The sequence below is a fragment of the Ramlibacter sp. genome, from assembly GCF_028292805.1.
Lineage (GTDB): Bacteria > Pseudomonadota > Gammaproteobacteria > Burkholderiales > Burkholderiaceae_C > Ramlibacter.
The window spans coordinates 1-3,114 of record NZ_JAQGLS010000016.1; the positions used below are offsets into that span (position 1 = coordinate 1).

The following is a 3,114-nucleotide window of genomic DNA, read 5'->3' on the forward strand; positions in this document are numbered from 1 at the left end:
CATCGACGCCTACGAGCGCGCCACCAGCGTCTACTTCCCGCGCCGGGTCATCCCTATGCTGCCGGAGAAGCTATCGAACGGGCTGTGCTCGCTCAACCCGGAGGTCGAGCGGCTTTGCATGGTTGCGGACATGCTGATCACGGCCGGCGGCGACATCCACGCCTACCAGTTCTACCCGGCCGTCATGTTCAGCCACGCACGCATGACGTACACCGAGGTGGCGGCGATCCTGGGCAACACCCGCGGGCCGGAGGCCACCCGGCGCAAAGACCTGGTGCCGCACCTGCTGAACCTGCACGACGCCTACCGCGCGCTGCTCAAGGCGCGCAATGCGCGCGGCGCCATCGACTTCGAGACCACCGAGACGCAGATCGTCTGCGACGAGAACGGCCGCATCGAGCAGATCGTGCCGCGGGTGCGCAACGACGCCCACAAGCTGATCGAAGAGTCCATGCTGGCGGCCAACGTCTGTTCGGCGGACTTCATCATGCAGGCCGAGCATCCCGGCCTGTTCCGGGTCCACGAAGGCCCGACGCCGGAGAAAAAGGAGATCCTGCGCGGCTACCTCAAGGCGATGGCCGTGCCCGCCACCATCAGCGCGGACCCGACTCCGGCCGAGTTCCAGCAGATCGCGCTGGCGACCAAGGACCGGCCGGACGCCCAGCAGATCCAGACCATGCTGCTGCGCTCGATGCAGCAGGCGATCTATTCGCCGTTCAACGCCGGCCACTTCGGCCTGGCCTACCAGGCCTACACCCACTTCACCAGCCCGATCCGGCGCTATCCGGACTTGCTGGTGCACCGGGTGATCAAGGCGATCCTGGCCAAGAAGCGCTACCAGCTGCCGGCCTTGCCGACGCCGGGCGAAGCGCACGAGAAGCTGGCCCGCCGGCTGGCCGCCCGCGCCGCCGCGCCGACCACCAAGCCCAAGAAGGTCGGGCCGCCGCCGACGCGCGAGCTGCTGGCCTGGGAGGCCGCCGGCTTTCATTGCAGCGCCAACGAGCGCCGCGCCGACGAGGCCAGCCGCGACGTCGAGGCCTGGCTCAAGTGCAAGTACATGCGCGACCACCTCGGCGAGGAGTACTCGGGTGTCGTCACATCGGCCGCCAGCTTCGGCATCTTCGTCACGCTGGATGCGATGTATGTCGAGGGGCTGGTCCACATCACCGAGCTGGGCGGCGAGTACTTCAAGTTCGACGAGGCGCGGCAGGAGTTGCGCGGCGAGCGCACGGGCATCCGCTATGCCATCGGGTCGCGGCTGCGGGTGCAGGTCAGCCGGGTCGACCTGGACGGCCGCAAGATCGACTTCCGCCTGGTGCGCGAGGGCGAGGAGCTGACGGCCCGGGCCATGCGCGACAAGGGCGTGGCCAGCGGCGGCCGCGAGGAAGGCGTGCCGGCCAAAGCCTCGACCAAGCGTGGCGCCGCCAAGAAGGCGGCCGGCAAGTCGGCCAAGACGCCGATGGGCGCGGTGGTCAAGGCGGCGGCCAAGAAGGTCGCGGCCAAGGCCAAGGTGCGCAAGCCCAGGCACTGAGCGGCGGCACCTCCTACAACGAGGAGACAGCGAAATGGCAAATGCACCGGAAGCGGCCGGCAAGGTCGCGATCGTCACCGGCGGCGGCTCGGGCATCGGCCGCGCCGCGGCCCTGGCCCTGCTGGGCGCCGGCTGGCGCGTGGCCGTGGCGGGGCGACGCGAGGAGCCGCTGCGCGAGATCGCGCAAGACTGCGGCGCCGGCGAGCGGGTGCTCGTCGTGCCGACCGACGTGAGCGATCCGGACTCGGTGCGGGCGCTGTTCGACCAGGTGGTGCAGGCCTGGGGCCGCGTCGACCTGCTGTTCAACAACGCCGGCATCGGCCTGCCGGCGACGCCGCTGGAGGACATGGCGGTCGCCGACTGGAAGCGGGTGGTGGATACCAACCTGAGCGGGATGTTCTACGGCATCCAGAACGCCTTCCGCGTGATGAAGGCGCAGGCGCCGATGGGCGGGCGCATCATCAACAACGGCTCGATCTCGGCGCACGCGCCGCGGCCGCACTCGATCGCCTACACGGCGACCAAGCACGCGGTGACCGGGCTGACCAAGTCGGCGGCGCTCGACGGCCGGCGCTACGACATCGCGGTGGGCCAGATCGACATCGGCAATGCCCAAACACCGCTGGCCGCGCGCATGGCCAAGGGCGTGCCGCAGGCCAACGGGGAAATCGCCGCGGAGCCGCTGATGGACGTGCAGATCGTCGGGCAGTCGGTGCTGTACATGGCCAGCCTGCCGCCGCAGGCCAACATCCTGTTCCACACGGTGATGGCCACGAAGATGCCGTTCGTGGGGCGCGGGTAAGTCTCGGTCGTCCCCGCGCAGGCAGGACCCTGGGCTTTCAGCAAGCGCGCCGCGGCGCGCTTTTTCAATGCGCAGGCACCGGATTCCCGCCTTCGCGGCAATGGCGGATGGCCAACGCCGAGGCCGTCAAAGGCGTGTCCGGCGGCCACCGATTCGCGGCCAGCCCGTGCAGGTATACCGCCCCGCACGCCGCCGGCGCAGCCTCTTCTCCCCCCGCCAGCCGGGCCGCGATCATCCCGGCCAGCACGTCCCCCGTTCCCGCCGTCGCCAGCCGCGCATTGCCGGTCGGGTTGATGCGCAGGCTGGCGTCGGCTGCTGCGATCACCGTCCCCGAGCCTTTCAGCACCACCACGCAGGCGAAGCGCCGCGCCAGCTCGCCGGCTGCCGCCAGCCGGTCCGCCTGCACCTGCGCCGTGCTGCAACCCAGCAGCCGCGCGGCTTCAAGGGGATGCGGAGTCAGCACGGTTGCCATGCCGCGGCGGCCGCGCGCCGCCAGCAGGCTTTGCAACTGCGAGTCGGCGGCAACGGCATTGAGGGCGTCGGCATCCAGCACCAGGCCGCGCGCCCTGGCCAGCACGCGTGGCAATGCATGCCGCACCGCGTTCCCGCCGCCGCAACCGCAGGCGACCGCCATGGCCGCCAGGTCCAGCGTATCCCAGTGGCGCAGCATCAGGTCCGGCTGCGCCACGTCCAGCGCCGCCGCCTGCGCATCGAGCAGCCCCACGAACACCCGACCGGCGCCGTGGTGCAGCGCCGCCCGCGCCGCCAGCAGCGCCGCGCC

General features: G+C 70.8%; 3 protein-coding genes. 2 read left to right on the forward strand and 1 reads right to left on the reverse strand.

Annotated elements, in window-relative coordinates:
- Both JWP65_RS00765 and JWP65_RS00770 read left to right on the forward strand, forming a co-directional pair.
- A partial coding sequence (locus JWP65_RS00765) for a ribonuclease R family protein (protein WP_299759399.1) occupies nt 1-1,531 on the forward strand: 1,531 nt, incomplete at its 5' end.
- 34 nt (nt 1,532-1,565) lie between these two features.
- Nucleotides 1,566-2,333, forward strand: a complete 768-nt coding sequence (locus tag JWP65_RS00770) for an SDR family oxidoreductase (protein WP_299759401.1) — start codon at nt 1,566-1,568, stop codon at nt 2,331-2,333.
- A 64-nt stretch (nt 2,334-2,397) separates the two neighbouring features.
- Here JWP65_RS00770 and JWP65_RS00775 read toward each other — a convergent pair.
- Nucleotides 2,398-3,114: NAD(P)H-hydrate dehydratase (locus tag JWP65_RS00775; protein ID WP_299759403.1), on the reverse strand; the 717-nt coding region annotated here is incomplete at its 5' end.

Bases quoted from the DNA above. Each gene is read 5' to 3' on its own strand.
- JWP65_RS00770 (WP_299759401.1), top strand. From the start codon at position 1,566: ATGGCAAATGCACCGGAAGCGGCCGGCAAGGTCGCGATCGTCACCGGC.